This window comes from Streptomyces seoulensis, from assembly GCF_022846655.1.
Lineage (GTDB): Bacteria > Actinomycetota > Actinomycetes > Streptomycetales > Streptomycetaceae > Streptomyces.
In genome coordinates, this window is record NZ_AP025667.1 from 2,392,096 (window position 1) to 2,408,581 (window position 16,486).

A 16,486-nucleotide genomic window follows, 5' to 3' on the forward strand; every position below is an offset into this window, starting at 1 on the left:
GGCCCGCCCCACCCGTCCCGCCGGCACCCCGCGACACACCCGCCGTGATCGGATACAGTCCGCGCGTGTCCGAGAATCAGCAGCCGTCCGCCAACTCCGGCCCCGGCTCCCACTGTTCGAGCTGCGGAGCCCCCTACGGGGACGGTGTCACCGGCTGGCCGCGCACCTGCCCCTCCTGCGGCACCACCGCCTACCGCAACCCGCTGCCGGTGGCCGTCGTGCTCCAGCCCGTGTACGACACCCATGGCGCCGCCCTGGTCGTCATCACCCGGACCGTCGCCCCGCAGCGCGGCGGCGTCGCCCTGCCCGGCGGCTTCGTCGACGACCGCGAGGACTGGAAGCACGCCGCCGTCCGCGAACTGCGCGAGGAGACCGGCATCGAGGCCGACGCCCGCGACCTGCGGCTGGTCGACGCCATGAGCTCGCCCGACGGCCATCTGCTCCTCTTCGGGCTCCTCCCGGAACGCCCGGCCGACGCCCTGCCGTCCTCCTCCGCCACCGACGAGACCGAGGGCTGGCACCTGCTGCGCGGCCCCGAGGAACTCGCCTTCCCGCTGCACACCCTGGCCGTCCGCGCCTGGTTCCAGGGCCGCTACTGACCGTCGGCGGCCCCGCCGAGCCCCCGCACCCGCACCGGCCGGGACGGCTCGGCGGTGCCGCCGTCCCACTCCCTGGTGACGACCACGCGCGTGCCGTCCCAGCGGGTGACGTACCGCTCGATCTCCGGCCCACCCCAGCCGTCGCCCGCATCCGGCACCACGAGACCGCCCCCGGACCGCCCCGGAGCGGGCGGCCACACCTCCAGCTCCAGGGCGCCGTCCGCACCCCGCACCGGGACGACGGCACCCGCGCGCGCCAGCACCGGGATCCGCGACCGCGGCGCGTCCACCAGTACCTGCCCCGGACCCTCGTACGCCCGCTCCGTCACCGTGTCGTACCAGCGCCCCCGGGGCAGCCGCACCGCGCGCCGCTCGGTGCCGGGGTCCAGCACGGGCGCCACCAGCAGACTGTCGCCCAGCAGGAACGCGTCCTCGCAGTCCCGCAGCCCCCGGTCCTCTGGCGCCCCCCACCACACCGGCCTCACGAAGGGCGCCCCCGTCCACCGGGCGAGGTGCGAGAGCGTCACGAAGTACGGCGACAGCCGGCGCCGTTCGAGCAGCGCCACGCGCGCGTGCTCCAGCACCCCCGCCCCGAACTCCCACGGCTCCCCGCGCGCCCGCGCGCCCGTGTGCGTGCGGAACAGCGGCAGATACGCGCCGAGCTGGAACCACCGCAGATACAGCTCAGGCGACGGATCACCGCCCAGCCCGCCCACGTCCGTCCCCGAGTACGGCACCCCGCACAGGCCCAGCCCCAGCACCAGCGACAACGACGCCCGGAGCCCCGGCCAGCCCGTCGGCACCTCCCCCGACCACACACCCCCGTACCGCTGCGACCCCGCCCAGCCGGACCGGGACAGCACGAAGGGCCGCCCGTCGGGCGAGAGTTCGCGCAGCCCCTCGTACGCCGCCCGCGCCATGCACAGCGCGTCCACGTTGTGCGCCTCCCGGTGGTCGCCGCCGCGCCCCTCCAGCGCGTGCCGGGCCGAGCGCGGCAGCGGGGGCTCCCCGAACGCGTCCCGCGCGGACGGCTCGTGGGCGCCGTGCCAGAACCCGGCGAACCCCTGATCCAGCCGCTCCTCGTAGAGCCCGCCCCACCACGCGCGCGCCCGCGCGTGCGTGAAGTCCGGGAACACCGACTCACCGGAGCGCCCCTCACCCCGCACCGTCCGCCCCGACGCGTCCCGCACGAACGCGTCCACGGCCGACCCGCCCTCGTACACCGCGTCCCCCGGCACCACCCGTACCGCCGCGTCGACGGCCGACACCAGCCGTACACCGTCCCGGCGCAGCTCCTCGGCGAGCACCGCCAGCTTGGGGAAGCGGTCCGGGTCGACGGTGAAGGGCCGGCCGTCGTCGTGATGGCCGGCGTCCAGATGCAGTGCGTCGAGTGGCAGATCGCGCTCCTGGAATCCCGCGACGGCCTCGCGCACCTCCTGCTCGTCCCCGAAGTCCCGCGCGTGCTGATGGCCCAGCGCCCACGCGGGCGGCAGCGCGGGCGCGCCGGTCAGCGACACCCAGGCGTTGAGCACGCGCGCGGGGGTGCCCACGATCACCCAGCAGCGCAGCGGACCCCCCTCCATCCGCACCTCGCAGCGCCCGGCCCGGTCGTGCCCGGAACCCGCCCCCTCCTCGCCCTCCCGCAGCACCACCGTCCCGTCCCACGTGGTGTCGTGGAACACCAGATGCGCCGCGGCGTCCGCCACCACCAACTGCGCCGGCATGGCCAGGGGTATCGCGTCGCCGTTCCACAGCCGGTACGTCCCGTCCCGCAGCCGGGGCCCCTCGGTGCGCCCACCCAGGCCGAAGAACCGGGCGTCCGCCGCCACCTCGGCCCGCTGCGTCCAGCGGGCGTTACCTCCCGCCAGGGGCTCCCACCAGCGCGGCGGCAGCTCCCGGCGCAGCACCAGCCCGCCGGGCGTGCACACCTCCACCGCCCCGTGCCGGGAGACCACCACCGTCACCCGCTCGGCCACCACCCGCCAGCCGCCGTCCTTGTCCGGCTCCAGCAGCGCCCGAGGGTCCACCTCCGGCGGCCCGCCGGCCAGCGCGTACGACGGCTCCGGCCCCGCCCCGTCCCAGCCCAGGAACACCGCCCCGCCGACCGCCACCACGATCCGCAGCTCCGAGCGCGCGAACCGGATCACCCCACCACCCGGCTCCGGCTGAGCATCCCGCACCTGACCTGGCACCCGTGCCCGCTCCGCGCCTCTGGGCGGCAGCCCCACGGCGTCGCTGCGCCTGCGGTGCCAGGCCGCCCGCACCGCCCGTACTCCTCGCGCGGCACGCCCCGCGCCGACCCCACCCCACGAACGCACCAGGTCACGACCGTTCATGCTGCTCACCCTGTCACTGTGCGCCCCACGCGCGTGTGTCGTTCAACTGCCGTTCACCGTGGTGGGACCACATCGTCGACACACGCACTATGTGGGGCGTGCCCTGGTGCCGAAGTCGATCACATGGCATCGTCCCTGTCAGCCCTGTCCCGCGCACCCACCAGGCCGTGTGCGGACGACGCAACGACGCGTACAGTCCGGGAGCCCCTTCATGTCCACAGCGAATCCGCAGCCGCTCTGGCAGCCCACCGACGAGCGGATCGCCCGTGCCCGCATCACCCGGTTCCAGGCATGGGCGGCCGAGCACCACGGCGCCCCGGCCGAGGGCGGTTACCCGGCCCTCCACCAGTGGTCCGTCACCGCGCCGGAGGACTTCTGGGAAGCGGTGGTCCAGTGGTTCGACGTACGGTTCTCCGCGCCCCACGCGCGCGTGCTCGGCGACCGCGCCATGCCCGGCGCCCAGTGGTTCCCCGGTGCCACCCTCAACTACGCCGAGCACGCCCTGCGGGCCGCCGACGACCGGGCCGACCAGCCCGCACTGCTGTACGTCGACGAGACCCACGAGCCGCGCCCGGTGACCTGGGCCGAACTGCGCCGCCAGGTGGGCGCGCTGGCCGCCCGCCTGCGCGACCTCGGCGTACGCCCCGGCGACCGGGTCAGCGGCTACCTGCCCAACATCCCCGAGGCGGTCGTCGCCCTGCTCGCCACGGCCGCCGTCGGCGCCGTGTGGACGTCCTGCGCGCCCGACTTCGGCGCTCGCAGCGTCCTGGACCGCTTCCAGCAGGTCGAGCCCGTCGTCCTGTTCACCGTCGACGGCTACCGCTACGGCGGCAAGGAGCACGACCGCCGCGAGGCCGTCGCCGAACTCCGCCGCGAACTTCCCACCCTGCGCGCCGTCGTGCACATCCCGCTGCTCGGCACCGACGCCCCCGAGGGCGCCCTGGACTGGGCGGAGCTGACGGCCGGCGACACCGCACCCGTCTTCGAACAGGTCCCCTTCGACCACCCGCTGTGGGTGCTGTACTCCTCCGGCACGACCGGCCTGCCGAAGGCCATCGTCCAGTCCCAGGGCGGCATCCTCGTCGAACACCTCAAGCAGCTCGGCCTGCACTGCGACCTCGGCCCCGAGGACCGTTTCTTCTGGTACACCTCGACCGGCTGGATGATGTGGAACTTCCTCGTCTCCGGCCTGCTCACCGGCACCACGATCGTCCTGTACGACGGCAGCCCCGGCCACCCCGACACCGCCGCCCAGTGGCGCGTCGCCGAACGCACCGGGACCACCCTCTACGGCACCTCGGCCGCCTATGTCATGGCGTGCCGCAAGGCGGGCGTCCACCCGGCCCGCGACTTCGACCTCTCCACCGTCCAGTGCGTCGCCACCACCGGCTCCCCGCTGCCCCCGGACGGCTTTAGCTGGCTGCACGACGAGGTCCGCGACGACCTGTGGATCGCCTCCGTCAGCGGTGGCACCGACGTCTGCTCCTGCTTCGCCGGCGCCGTGCCCACCCTGCCCGTGTACACCGGCGAACTGCAGGCACCCGGCCTCGGCACCGACCTCCGGTCCTGGGACCCGGACGGCGAACCGCTGGTGGACGAGGTCGGCGAGCTGGTCGTCACCAACCCCATGCCCTCCATGCCGATCCGCTTCTGGAACGACCCCGACGGCAGCCGCTACCGCGAGAGCTACTTCGACACCTACCCCGGCGTCTGGCGGCACGGCGACTGGATCACCCTCACCTCACGCGGCTCGGTCGTCATCCACGGCCGTTCCGACTCCACCCTCAACCGGCAGGGCGTCCGGATGGGCTCCGCCGACATCTACGAGGTCGTCGAACGCCTGCCGGAGATCAAGGAGTCCCTGGTCATCGGCGTCGAACAGCCCGACGGTGGCTACTGGATGCCCCTCTTCGTGCACCTGGCCCCCGGCGCCGTCCTGGACGACGCCCTCCGGGACGGGGTCAAGAAGGCCATCCGTGAACAGCTCTCGCCCCGGCACGTCCCGGACGAGATCATCGAGGTGCCCGGCGTCCCGCACACCCTCACCGGCAAGCGCATCGAGGTCCCGGTCAAGCGCCTCCTCCAGGGCACCCCGCTGGAGAAGGCGGTCAACCCCGGCTCCATCGACGACCTGACCCTGCTCGGCTTCTACGAGAAGCTGGCCCGCGAACGCGGCTGATCCCGGTCAGCCCCCGTAGGTGGCCTCGGACTCGCCCAGCACGGCCGCGAAGTCCGAGGCCAGCCGCGGCGCCTCCGCCGGCTGGAGAGCCGCCGTCGAGATGCGTACGCCGGGCTCCGAGGCCAGCCGGAACCGCGCCCCGGCCGCCACCCACCAGCCGCGCGAGCGCAGCCCGTTCACCACGGCCGACTCGTCGCGCACCGGCACCCAGAGGTTCATCCCGCTCGCCCCGTGCGCCGGGACGCCGTGCCCGGCCAGCGCATCGGCGAGCGCGGTCCGGCGCAGCGCGTACTGGGCACGCGCGCGTGCCACCAGCGCGCTCGTGTCCGAGTCCGTCAGCAGGCCGTGCACCGTCTCCTGGAGCAGGTGACTGACCCAGCCCGAGGTCAGCAGCAGCCGCCCGTCGTGCCGGGCCAGCGTCACCGGGTCGCACGCGGCGGCCGCCCACCGCAGGTCGGTGCCGAGGAACTTGCTCACGGTCCGCACATGCGCCCAGCGGGCCACGCCCGCCCCGCTCAGGGAGTGCAGGGGCGCGTCGGACACGTCGGAGGCGTGGTCGTTCTCCAGCACCAGCGTCTCCGGTGCCTCCCGCAGCGCCTCGGCCAGCGCGTCCCGGCGGGCCGCCGAGAGGGCTCCACCGTACGGATTCTGCGCCCGCGGACTGAGCACCACCGCCCGGACCCCGGCCCGCAGCGCGCCCCGCAGCTCCTCCGGGCGCATTCCCTCGTCGTCCACCGCGACCGGCACCGCGCGCAGCCCCAACGCCGCGACCAGGTCCAGCAGATGGTGATACCCCGGGTCCTCCATCGCCACGGCGTCACCCGGCCGCAGCTCGGCCGAGAGCACCCGGGCGACGAAGTCCAGCGTCCCGTGCGCGAACGTCACGTGCTCCACGGGCACTCCGTCCGCTCCCATCCAGTCACGCACCGCGTCCTCCAGCCGGGGCAGCCGTGGGGCGGAGCGGTGCGAGCGGACGCCGGGGGAGAGGCGCGAGGGCGGCGCCAACGCGGGCAGCAGCGCCGGATCGGGATGGCCGCCGGCCAGGTCCCGCAGCCCCTCGGGCACCTTGGGCGGCCGTCGGGACGCCACCGAAGGAGCCTCCGCCACGACCGTTCCGCCCCGGCCGAGGGTCACCACGATCCCGCGCCGCCGTAGCTCCTTGTACGCGGTGGCCACCGTGCCCGGACTCACCCCCAGCTCCTCGGCGAGCCGTCGCACCGGGGGCAGCGCGGCCCCCGGCGCCAACATGCCCTCGGACACGCCGCGTTCGACGGAACGCGTAATCCCCTTGGCGGTCGTACCACTGATCTCATATTGTGTTGCCACGTAACTGATTATGTATCAGTACATAAAACGAGGCAAGGGGGAACCGTGGCCGCGAAGCCCGGCGCAGCCGACCGAGCACGCATACCCGGAGGCCGCGACGGACGCCGGATGCTGGCCGTCACCCTCCTCGACCGCATCGGCAGCGGCCTGTGGGCCTCCGTCTCCGTCCTGTACTTCACCTACGTCTCCCACCTCTCCGCCGCCCAGGTCGCCACCCTCGCCGCGGTCTCCGGCGCCATCGGCATCGCGGGCGCACCCCTGGGCGGCCGCCTAGCCGACCGCTTCTCGCTCACCCACGTCCTGATCGCGCTCCAACTCCTGCGCGCCCTGGCCTCCTTCGCCCTCCTCACCACCGACCACCACGGCCTCCTGGTCGCCTCCTCCGCCCTCGGCGCCCTCGGCGACCGCGCCGCCAGCATCCTCACCAGGCTCTACGCCACCCGCGTCGCCGGACCCGACCGCGTCCGCTACCAGGCCATCAACCGCACCGCCTCCAACGCCGGATGGGCCCTGGGCGGTCTCGCCGCGGCGGCCGCCCTCACCCTCGGAACCACCACCGCCTACCGCTGGCTCCTCACCGGCGACGCGCTCTCCTTCGTCCTCGTCGCCCTGCTCACCCTCACCTGCGCCGAACCCCCTTCCGCGAGCCGCGTGGCCGCCACCGCCTCGGACGCACCACGCGCCCGCCCCCGCACCCCCTGGCGCGACCGCACCTATCTCGCCTACGTCGGCACCGAGACCGTCCTCTTCCTCGACGACACCTACTTCAAGATCGGTCTGCCGCTGTGGATCGCCCACACCCCGGGTGTCCCCCACGGCCTCGCACCCCTGCTCCTCGTGCTCAACAGCGTGCTGGTCGTCGCCTTCCAGGTCCCGCTGGCCCGCTTCGGCGCCACCACCGAGGCGGGCCGCCGGCTCCTCGTACCGCTCTCCGCCGCCTTCGCCCTGGGCGGCCTCACCATGACCCTGTCCGCCACCGGTGACACCGTCCGCGCGACCTGCCTGCTCACCGCCTCGGCCACCCTCTTCACCCTCGCCGAGATGCTGCACGCCACCATCTCCTGGGAACTCTCCGTCGCCCTCGCCCCCGACGACGCCCAGGGCGCCTATCTCGGCGTCCACGGCCTCGCCCAGGCCGGACAGCGCTCCCTCGGCCCCCTCGCCGTAACCGCCGCCCTCACCCTCGGCCCCCTCGGCTGGACCGTACTCGGCACCACCATCGCCCTGACCTGCGCAATCCAGCACCGCCTGGTCCGCGACCGCCTCCGCCCGGCCCCGTTGTCAGTGCCCCCGGTTACCGTGAGTGAGCATTGATCGACAGCGCACACAGGGGGAAACCATGGCGCACACCGACCACCGGACCATGCGACGCGTCCTGCGCCGCGAGATCGCGGGCACCGTCGGCCTGCTCACCGACGAACACGACTTCCGCGCCATGCGGCGCTACCGCAGCTTCACCTTCGACGACCACACGACCTACCTGCGCCAGATGGAGGCCGTCCTCAAATCCCGCGCCGCCGAGGGCAGTCACACCGCACTCGCCCTCTTCGACCCCGACGAGTACGCCGAGTTCTGTACCGCCACCGGCATCGACCCCGAAGCCCCCGCCAGCCGCAGCCGCTTCACCGCCGAACTCGCGGTCCTCGGCCCCACCATCCCCTACGACGGCGAACCCCTCACCGCACTCCTGCCCGCCCTCGTCGGCGAAGCCGTCCGCCAGGCCACCTGGGAGTACGCCACCAACCTGCTGACTCGCCTCGGCCCCTGCGCCACCTGCGGCGAGGACATCGGCCGCGCCGCGTTCGTCCGCGCCTCCGCCCTCCTCGCCCGCGTCCTGGAAAGCGCGCCACCGGGCGCCCAGCACCTCGTCTGCAGCATCGCCGGACCGCCGGAGCCCCTCGTCGCCGTCCTCCACGCCGACGCGGACACCGACGGCACCGCTGAACCGGACCAGGCTGAGACGCTCGAATTCACCAGCGTCCTCGCCCTCGGCCTCGCCACCCGCAGCCCCGGCGGCCTCGTCATCCGCGTCAGCGCACCGGGCCACCCCGACCGCGTCCACGGCTGGCGCCTGCGCGCCGGACACCTCCAGCCGCTGACCGCCTCCGAGGTCTTCGACGCCTACTGCACCGACATCGACACCGGCGACCTCATCGCCCCCGAATCAGGCGTCGACTACCGCGCCGCACCCGACCTCGCGGACGACGACCCACGACAGGGACACCACCACTGAAACGCACCAGGGGCGCCCCACCCGAAGATGGGACGCCCCTGACCAGCACGGACACGCAGGTCCGCGCGTGAGTGGCTACTCGCCGGACAGCACCGCCTGAGCCGCGGCCCGCGCCTCGTCGGCGCTGTCCGCGGTCCGCGCGGCGGCCGCCGCCCGCTCGCACTGCGCCAGCGTGTGCTTCGCCAGCGTCGCCCGCACGTAGGGGATCGACGCCGCACCCATCGACAAGGAGGTGACACCCAGACCCGTCAGCACACACGCCAGCACCGGGTCGGACGCGGCCTCACCGCACACCCCGCAGCTCTTGCCCTCGGCCCTCGCCGCCTCGGCGGACAGCGCGACCAGGTCGAGCAGCGCGGGCTGCCACGGGTCCTGCAGCCGCGACACCGCACCCACCTGCCGGTCCGCCGCGAACGTGTACTGCGCGAGGTCATTGGTGCCCAGCGACAGGAACTCGACCTCCCGCAGGATCGACCGCGCCCGCAGCGCCGCCGACGGGATCTCCACCATCGCGCCGTACTTCGCCCGCAGCCCCGCCTCACGGCAGGCGTCCGCGAACGCCTTGGCGTCGGCGCGGTCCGCCACCATGGGCGCCATGACCTCAAGGTGCACCGGCAGCCCCTCGGCGGCCTTCGCCAGCGCGGTCAGTTGCGTACGCAGGACCTCCGGGTGGTCGAGCAGCGTCCGCAGACCCCGCACACCGAGCGCCGGGTTCGGCTCGTCCGCCGGAGTCAGGAAGTCCAGCGGCTTGTCCGCGCCCGCGTCGAGCACCCGCACCACGACCCGGCCCTCGGGGAACGCCTCCAGCACCTGCCGGTAGGCCGTCACCTGCTTCTCCTCGGACGGCGCCTTCTTGCTGTCGTCGAGGAACAGGAACTCGGTACGGAACAGACCGACACCCTCGGCCCCGACCTCCAGCGCGGCCGGCACGTCCGCCGGACCGCCGATGTTGGCCAGCAGCGGCACCTTGTGCCCGTCGGCGGTCACACCGGGACCGCTCGACGCGGCCAGCGCCGCCTTCCGCTCCGCGGCGGCCGACTCCAGGCGGGTCGTCGTCTCCTCGCTCGGGTTCACGAAGATGTCGCCCGAGCTGCCGTCGACCGCGATCACCGTGCCCTCGGCCAGCTCACCCGCACCCGGCAGCGCGACCACGGCCGGTACCCCGAGAGCCCGCGCGAGGATGGCGCTGTGGCTGGTAGGCCCGCCCTCCTCGGTCACGAAACCGAGCACCAGCGCCGGGTCGAGCAGCGCGGTGTCGGCGGGAGCCAGATCGCGGGCCACCAGTACATAGGGGTGGTCGCTGTCCGGCACACCCGGCATGGGCACACCGAGCAGCCGCGCCACGATGCGGTTGCGCACGTCGTCCAGGTCGGCCACCCGCCCGGCCAGGTACTCACCGGCGTTGGCCAGCAGCTCGCGGTAGGCCGCGAACGCGTCGTACACGGCGCGCTCGGCGGTGCTGCCCACGGTGATCCGCCGATCCACGTCGGCCATCAGCTCGGGGTCCTGGGCCATCAGGGCCTGGGCCTCCAGCACGTCCTGCGCCTCGCCGCCCGCCAGGTTGCCGCGTGCGGTCAGGTCGGCGGCCACGGCGTCCACGGCCTGCCGGGCGCGGCCCTGCTCGCGCTCCGCGTCCTGCGCCGGGTTCTGCTTGGCCGGCGGTTCGAGCACCGCAGTACCCATGTGCCTGACCTCGCCGATCGCCACACCGTGGCTCACACCGACGCCTCGCAGCGTTGTCTCCATCTCACCGTCTCCGCTAATGCGGCGGCCCCCGCCGCCGCGTTGGTTGTCGTACACACCGTCGGACGGCCGCGCCGTCCGGACCAGGAGATCAGGACCAGGAGAAGAGACTGTCGCCGGTCTTCACGTCGCCGCTCTCGCACAGCTCGGCGAGGGACTCGGCCGTGGCCTCGAGTGCGACGACGGGGCAGATGGGGGACTTGCCGGCGGCCTCGACCGCGGCGGGGTCCCAGCGCACGACGGCCTGGCCGCGCGTGACGGTGTCCCCCTTGTTGACGAGCAGCTCGAAGCCCTGGCCGTTGAGCTGGACCGTGTCGATACCGAGGTGCACGAGCACACCGTGCCCCTGCTCGTCGACCACGACGAAGGCGTGCGGGTGCAGGGAGACGACGACGCCGTCCACGGGAGACACCACCTCGGAGGGCTCACGTACGGGGTCGATCGCGGTACCGGGGCCGACCATGGCCCCGGAGAAGACCGGATCGGGCACGTTGGCCAGTCCGATGGCGCGTCCGGCGAGGGGGGACGTCACGGTGGTCATGGGGGGCCTCCCGATGAGTGGGGTAGTGGCGGTTCCCCAGAGAAGTTAGCAGCTAGTGGTCTAGACCACCATCCTCGGGGGTTTGCGTCATCGCCAGGACTTGTGTACAGTCATCGTCCTGCCTGAGACCGGGCGGCGCGACAGCGCGCTCACCCTCGGCAGCACCCAAACTCGTCAGATCCTAACTCGGGATCAGTTCTCGCATGCTTGCGAACGACTGGTCAGGGACACGGAAAAACCCTGCTAGAGTTTGAACCGCCGGAAAGGGAAACGCGAAAGCGAGAACCTGGAAAGCACCGAGGAAATCGGATCGGAAAACGATCTGATAGAGTCGGAAACACCGAAGGGAAGCCCGGAGGAAAGCCCGAGAGGGTGAGTACAAAGGAAGCGACCGTTCCTTGAGAACTCAACAGCGTGCCAAAAATCAACGCCAGATATGTTGATACCCCGTCTCCGGTCATCACGACCGGGACGAGGTTCCTTTGAAATAAACACAGCGAGGACGCTGTGAACCATCGGACTATTCCTCCGGTGGTTCCGCTCTCGTGTGTGTGCACCGGATTACCGGTAAACATTCACGGAGAGTTTGATCCTGGCTCAGGACGAACGCTGGCGGCGTGCTTAACACATGCAAGTCGAACGATGAACCACTTCGGTGGGGATTAGTGGCGAACGGGTGAGTAACACGTGGGCAATCTGCCCTTCACTCTGGGACAAGCCCTGGAAACGGGGTCTAATACCGGATAACACTGCGGATCGCATGGTCTGCGGTTAAAAGCTCCGGCGGTGAAGGATGAGCCCGCGGCCTATCAGCTTGTTGGTGAGGTAATGGCTCACCAAGGCGACGACGGGTAGCCGGCCTGAGAGGGCGACCGGCCACACTGGGACTGAGACACGGCCCAGACTCCTACGGGAGGCAGCAGTGGGGAATATTGCACAATGGGCGAAAGCCTGATGCAGCGACGCCGCGTGAGGGATGACGGCCTTCGGGTTGTAAACCTCTTTCAGCAGGGAAGAAGCGAAAGTGACGGTACCTGCAGAAGAAGCGCCGGCTAACTACGTGCCAGCAGCCGCGGTAATACGTAGGGCGCAAGCGTTGTCCGGAATTATTGGGCGTAAAGAGCTCGTAGGCGGCTTGTCACGTCGATTGTGAAAGCCCGAGGCTTAACCTCGGGTCTGCAGTCGATACGGGCTAGCTAGAGTGTGGTAGGGGAGATCGGAATTCCTGGTGTAGCGGTGAAATGCGCAGATATCAGGAGGAACACCGGTGGCGAAGGCGGATCTCTGGGCCATTACTGACGCTGAGGAGCGAAAGCGTGGGGAGCGAACAGGATTAGATACCCTGGTAGTCCACGCCGTAAACGGTGGGAACTAGGTGTTGGCGACATTCCACGTCGTCGGTGCCGCAGCTAACGCATTAAGTTCCCCGCCTGGGGAGTACGGCCGCAAGGCTAAAACTCAAAGGAATTGACGGGGGCCCGCACAAGCAGCGGAGCATGTGGCTTAATTCGACGCAACGCGAAGAACCTTACCAAGGCTTGACATACACCGGAAAGCATCAGAGATGGTGCCCCCCTTGTGGTCGGTGTACAGGTGGTGCATGGCTGTCGTCAGCTCGTGTCGTGAGATGTTGGGTTAAGTCCCGCAACGAGCGCAACCCTTGTTCTGTGTTGCCAGCATGCCCTTCGGGGTGATGGGGACTCACAGGAGACTGCCGGGGTCAACTCGGAGGAAGGTGGGGACGACGTCAAGTCATCATGCCCCTTATGTCTTGGGCTGCACACGTGCTACAATGGCAGGTACAATGAGCTGCGAAACCGTGAGGTAGAGCGAATCTCAAAAAGCCTGTCTCAGTTCGGATTGGGGTCTGCAACTCGACCCCATGAAGTCGGAGTTGCTAGTAATCGCAGATCAGCATTGCTGCGGTGAATACGTTCCCGGGCCTTGTACACACCGCCCGTCACGTCACGAAAGTCGGTAACACCCGAAGCCGGTGGCCCAACCCCTTGTGGGAGGGAGCTGTCGAAGGTGGGACTGGCGATTGGGACGAAGTCGTAACAAGGTAGCCGTACCGGAAGGTGCGGCTGGATCACCTCCTTTCTAAGGAGCACTTCTTACCAGCCACGGTTGGTCAGAGGCCAGTACATCGGCGAATGTTCGATGCTGGTTGCTCATGGGTGGAACGTTGATTATTCGGCACACTTCACTGACTTTCTCCTAGTACTGCTTCGGCGTGGAACGGGAAAGCCGGGAAGGGTGTCGGGCACGCTGTTGGGTGTCTGAGGGAATGGATTTCCTCAGTCGCCGGCCCCAGTGCACTCGAACCGTAAGGGTTCGGGGTGATGGGTGGCTGGTCGTTGTTTGAGAACTGCACAGTGGACGCGAGCATCTGTGGCCAAGTTTTTAAGGGCGCACGGTGGATGCCTTGGCACCAGGAACCGATGAAGGACGTGGGAGGCCACGATAGTCCCCGGGGAGCCGTCAACCAGGCTTTGATCCGGGGGTTTCCGAATGGGGAAACCCGGCAGTCGTCATGGGCTGTCACCCGCTGCTGAACACATAGGCAGTGTGGAGGGAACGAGGGGAAGTGAAACATCTCAGTACCCTCAGGAAGAGAAAACAACCGTGATTCCGGGAGTAGTGGCGAGCGAAACCGGATGAGGCCAAACCGTATACGTGTGAGACCCGGCAGGGGTTGCGTGTACGGGGTTGTGGGATCTCTCTTCTGTCGTCTGCCGGCGACAGGACGAGTCAGAAACCGTTGATGTAGGCGAAGGACATGCGAAAGGTCCGGCGTAGAGGGTAAGACCCCCGTAGTCGAAACATCAGCGGCTCGTTTGAGAGACACCCAAGTAGCACGGGGCCCGAGAAATCCCGTGTGAATCTGGCGGGACCACCCGCTAAGCCTAAATATTCCCTGGTGACCGATAGCGGATAGTACCGTGAGGGAATGGTGAAAAGTACCGCGGGAGCGGAGTGAAATAGTACCTGAAACCGTGTGCCTACAAGCCGTGGGAGCGTCGGATATGTGCTTGCACATATCTCGTGACTGCGTGCCTTTTGAAGAATGAGCCTGCGAGTTTGCGGTGTGTTGCGAGGTTAACCCGTGTGGGGAAGCCGTAGCGAAAGCGAGTCCGAATAGGGCGATTCAGTAGCACGCTCAAGACCCGAAGCGGAGTGATCTAGCCATGGGCAGGTTGAAGCGGAGGTAAGACTTCGTGGAGGACCGAACCCACCAGGGTTGAAAACCTGGGGGATGACCTGTGGTTAGGGGTGAAAGGCCAATCAAACTCCGTGATAGCTGGTTCTCCCCGAAATGCATTTAGGTGCAGCGTCGTGTGTTTCTTGCCGGAGGTAGAGCACTGGATAGGCGATGGGCCCTACCGGGTTACTGACCTTAGCCAAACTCCGAATGCCGGTAAGTGAGAGCACGGCAGTGAGACTGTGGGGGATAAGCTCCATGGTCGAGAGGGAAACAGCCCAGAGCATCGACTAAGGCCCCTAAGCGTACGCTAAGTGGGAAAGGATGTGGAGTCGCAGAGACAACCAGGAGGTTGGCTTAGAAGCAGCCACCCTTGAAAGAGTGCGTAATAGCTCACTGGTCTAGTGATTCCGCGCCGACAATGTAGCGGGGCTCAAGCGTACCGCCGAAGTCGTGTCATTGCAGCAATAAGCCCCAACGGGTGCTGTGATGGGTAGGGGAGCGTCGTGTGCCGGGTGAAGCAGCCGCGGAAGCGAGTTGTGGACGGTTCACGAGTGAGAATGCAGGCATGAGTAGCGATACACACGTGAGAAACGTGTGCGCCGATTGACTAAGGGTTCCTGGGTCAAGCTGATCTGCCCAGGGTAAGTCGGGACCTAAGGCGAGGCCGACAGGCGTAGTCGATGGATAACCGGTTGATATTCCGGTACCCGCTGTGAAGCGTCAAACATCGAGCATCGTGATGCTAAGGCCGTGAAGCCGTTCCGGACCCTTCGGGGAAAGGAAAGTGGTGGAGCCGTCGGCCCAAGCGGTTAGTAGGTGAGTGATGGGGTGACGCAGGAAGGTAGTCCAGCCCAGGCGATGGTAGTCCTGGGGTAAGGGTGTAGGACGTTGTCCAGGTAAATCCGGGCAGCACATAGTCTGAGACCTGATGCCGAGCCGATTGTGGTGAAGTGGATGATCCTATGCTGTCGAGAAAAGCCTCTAGCGAGTTTCATGGCGGCCCGTACCCTAAACCGACTCAGGTGGTCAGGTAGAGAATACCGAGGCGTTCGGGTGAACTATGGTTAAGGAACTCGGCAAAATGCCCCCGTAACTTCGGGAGAAGGGGGGCCATCACTGGTGATCCGATTTACTCGGTGAGCTGGGGGTGGCCGCAGAGACCAGCGAGAAGCGACTGTTTACTAAAAACACAGGTCCGTGCGAAGCCGTAAGGCGATGTATACGGACTGACGCCTGCCCGGTGCTGGAACGTTAAGGGGACCGGTTAGCTCTGTTTCGACAGGGCGAAGCTGAGAACTTAAGCGCCAGTAAACGGCGGTGGTAACTATAACCATCCTAAGGTAGCGAAATTCCTTGTCGGGTAAGTTCCGACCTGCACGAATGGCGTAACGACTTCTCGACTGTCTCAACCATAGGCCCGGTGAAATTGCACTACGAGTAAAGATGCTCGTTTCGCGCAGCAGGACGGAAAGACCCCGGGACCTTTACTACAGTTTGATATTGGTGTTCGGTTCGGCTTGTGTAGGATAGCTGGGAGACTGTGAACTCTGGACGCCAGTTCAGGGGGAGTCGTCGTTGAAATACCAGTCTGGTCGTGCTGGATGTCTAACCTGGGTCCGTGATCCGGATCAGGGACAGTGTCTGATGGGTAGTTTAACTGGGGCGGTTGCCTCCTAAAGAGTAACGGAGGCGCCCAAAGGTTCCCTCAGCCTGGTTGGCAATCAGGTGTTGAGTGTAAGTGCACAAGGGAGCTTGACTGTGAGACCGACGGGTCGAGCAGGGACGAAAGTCGGGACTAGTGATCCGGCGGTGGCTTGTGGAAGCGCCGTCGCTCAACGGATAAAAGGTACCCCGGGGATAACAGGCTGATCTTCCCCAAGAGTCCATATCGACGGGATGGTTTGGCACCTCGATGTCGGCTCGTCGCATCCTGGGGCTGGAGTCGGTCCCAAGGGTTGGGCTGTTCGCCCATTAAAGCGGTACGCGAGCTGGGTTTAGAACGTCGTGAGACAGTTCGGTCCCTATCCGCTGTGCGCGTAGGAATATTGAGAAGGGCTGTCCCTAGTACGAGAGGACCGGGACGGACGAACCTCTGGTGTGCCAGTTGTCCTGCCAAGGGCATGGCTGGTTGGCTACGTTCGGGAGGGATAACCGCTGAAAGCATCTAAGCGGGAAGCCTGCTTCGAGATGAGTATTCCCACCTCCTTGAGAGGGTAAGGCTCCCAGTAGACGACTGGGTTGATAGGCCAGATATGGAAGCCTGGTAACGGGTGAAGTTGACTGGTACTAATAGGCCGAGGGCTTGTCCTCAGTTGCTCGCGTCC

At 68.2% G+C, this 16,486-nt stretch carries 8 protein-coding genes and 2 rRNA genes; 6 read left to right on the forward strand and 4 right to left on the reverse strand.

The genetic code is table 11. From position 1 onward, the window contains the following. The first annotated feature begins 65 nt into the window (after window positions 1–65). Complete coding sequence (locus HEK131_RS11145) at window positions 66–599, forward strand: NUDIX domain-containing protein (RefSeq protein WP_244334637.1); 534 nt, start codon at window positions 66–68, stop codon at window positions 597–599. On the opposite strand, the gene HEK131_RS11150 is transcribed toward HEK131_RS11145, so the two are convergent. Then, window positions 593–2,935, reverse strand: coding sequence for a glycoside hydrolase family 31 protein (locus HEK131_RS11150; RefSeq protein WP_244451985.1), 2,343 nt, complete (start codon window positions 2,933–2,935; stop codon window positions 593–595). The genes HEK131_RS11145 and HEK131_RS11150 overlap by 7 nt on opposite strands. Window positions 2,936–3,146: 211 nt before the next feature. Between HEK131_RS11150 and HEK131_RS11155 the strand changes: the two genes are divergently transcribed. Then, window positions 3,147–5,114, forward strand: coding sequence for an acetoacetate--CoA ligase (locus HEK131_RS11155; RefSeq protein ID WP_244334639.1), 1,968 nt, complete (start codon window positions 3,147–3,149; stop codon window positions 5,112–5,114). Window positions 5,115–5,120: 6 nt separating this feature from the next. On the opposite strand, the gene HEK131_RS11160 is transcribed toward HEK131_RS11155, so the two are convergent. After that, window positions 5,121–6,440, reverse strand: a complete 1,320-nt coding sequence (locus HEK131_RS11160) for an aminotransferase class I/II-fold pyridoxal phosphate-dependent enzyme (RefSeq protein WP_244334641.1) — start codon at window positions 6,438–6,440, stop codon at window positions 5,121–5,123. 45 nt (window positions 6,441–6,485) lie between these two features. Here HEK131_RS11160 and HEK131_RS11165 point away from each other — a divergent pair, with 45 nt between their 5' ends. Both HEK131_RS11165 and HEK131_RS11170 read left to right on the forward strand, forming a co-directional pair. Further along, complete coding sequence (locus HEK131_RS11165) at window positions 6,486–7,754, forward strand: MFS transporter (RefSeq protein ID WP_279614250.1); 1,269 nt, start codon at window positions 6,486–6,488, stop codon at window positions 7,752–7,754. A 25-nt stretch (window positions 7,755–7,779) separates the two neighbouring features. Next, complete coding sequence (locus tag HEK131_RS11170; RefSeq protein ID WP_244334643.1) at window positions 7,780–8,673, forward strand: hypothetical protein; 894 nt, start codon at window positions 7,780–7,782, stop codon at window positions 8,671–8,673. A gap of 75 nt (window positions 8,674–8,748) precedes the next feature. Here the strand turns inward: HEK131_RS11170 and ptsP are convergent, their stop codons facing one another. After that, on the reverse strand, window positions 8,749–10,419 hold the full coding sequence (gene ptsP / locus HEK131_RS11175) for a phosphoenolpyruvate--protein phosphotransferase (RefSeq protein ID WP_244334645.1): 1,671 nt from the start codon (window positions 10,417–10,419) through the stop codon (window positions 8,749–8,751). An 88-nt stretch (window positions 10,420–10,507) separates the two neighbouring features. Further along, window positions 10,508–10,957 (reverse strand): PTS sugar transporter subunit IIA, encoded by a 450-nt coding sequence (locus HEK131_RS11180; protein WP_217460689.1) that lies wholly within the window; start codon window positions 10,955–10,957, stop codon window positions 10,508–10,510. 574 nt (window positions 10,958–11,531) lie between these two features. Here HEK131_RS11180 and HEK131_RS11185 point away from each other — a divergent pair. Both HEK131_RS11185 and HEK131_RS11190 read left to right on the forward strand, forming a co-directional pair. Next, window positions 11,532–13,057 (forward strand): 16S ribosomal RNA (locus HEK131_RS11185). 293 nt (window positions 13,058–13,350) lie between these two features. Continuing rightward, window positions 13,351–16,472 (forward strand): 23S ribosomal RNA (locus HEK131_RS11190). The 16S and 23S rRNA genes sit together here, the layout of an rRNA operon. The last annotated feature ends 14 nt before the right edge of the window (window positions 16,473–16,486 follow it).

What these genes read in the sequence shown, in the direction of transcription:
- HEK131_RS11155 (WP_244334639.1), top strand. Translation starts at nt 3,147, where the DNA reads ATGTCCACAGCGAATCCGCAGCCGCTCTGGCAGCCCACCGACGAGCGG.
- HEK131_RS11170 (WP_244334643.1), top strand. Translation starts at nt 7,780, where the DNA reads ATGGCGCACACCGACCACCGGACCATGCGACGCGTCCTGCGCCGCGAG.
- ptsP (WP_244334645.1), bottom strand. Translation starts at nt 10,419, where the DNA reads ATGGAGACAACGCTGCGAGGCGTCGGTGTGAGCCACGGTGTGGCGATC.
- HEK131_RS11150 (WP_244451985.1), bottom strand. Translation starts at nt 2,935, where the DNA reads ATGAACGGTCGTGACCTGGTGCGTTCGTGGGGTGGGGTCGGCGCGGGG.
- HEK131_RS11180 (WP_217460689.1), bottom strand. Translation starts at nt 10,957, where the DNA reads ATGACCACCGTGACGTCCCCCCTCGCCGGACGCGCCATCGGACTGGCC.